Annotated in this window: 1 protein-coding gene; it reads left to right on the forward strand. The window is 63.7% G+C overall.

Features of this window, described 5'->3' with window-relative positions; all coding sequences use genetic code 11:
• On the forward strand, positions 1 to 848 hold an 848-nt coding region (locus tag MKK67_RS02405; protein ID WP_243962005.1), incomplete at both ends, for a chromosome partitioning protein ParA.

Genomic DNA, 848 nt, shown 5'->3' on the forward strand with positions numbered 1-848 from the left:
CGCCTTGCAGCACTGCGTCAGGAGCAGCAGGCGGCCGAGCAGAAGACAGGCGAGGCGACCAAGGAACAACAGACGCAGACACAGCGCCTCAGCGATCTGCAGGGACAGATCCAGCAAGGCGAGCAGAAAATCGTGCCGCTGCGTGAGGCGGCGGACAAGGCGGATCAGGCCGCCAAGGCTCGTACCCAGGATCTTGCGGATGTCGGCGCCCGGCTGGAGGAAGCTCGCAAGCAGGAGGCGAAGCTGCGCCAAGACCTCGCGGCGTTAACACAGGAGAGCGCCGCGAAATCAGATCAACTCGCTCAGGCCGAGCAAAACCAGCAGACGGCCCGCGAGGGGGCAGCAACCGCGCAGAAGGCGCTCTCCGACGCGAAGGTCGAGACCGAGAAGACGTCCAAGCAGCGTGCCGACTTGGAGCAGGCGACTAGCAGCTTGAGCGCGAGCAAGGACAAGCTGACGGCCGACGTCGATCGCACCAGCCAGCAACTCCAGCAAGTGAAGGACGGGCTCACCTCCGCGCAGAAGGATGTCGCCACCGTTCAGGCCGACCGGGATCGTATCACTACCGAGCGCGATCAGACCGAAGCAGCCGTCAGGAAGCTACAGGAGAGCCGAGACGGCCTGAATGCCGCCGTCGAGGCTTTGCAGAAGCGGCAGACCGACGCGCAAGCACAACTTGCGTCTCTGACCGAGAGCCTAGCTAATCGAAATAAAGAGCTATCCGACTTGGACGAGAAGCTGAAAGCGGCGCGACAGGAACTGGCAGGCGTGCAGGGTGGCCTCGCTGATGCCCGAAAGCAGCTCTCCGAGCAGCCTGCACCGGCAGTGCCAGTGCAACCTTCAGGTGC

It is taken from the genome of Methylobacterium sp. J-072, assembly GCF_022829425.1.
In the GTDB taxonomy this organism is placed as follows: Bacteria; Pseudomonadota; Alphaproteobacteria; order Rhizobiales; family Beijerinckiaceae; genus Methylobacterium.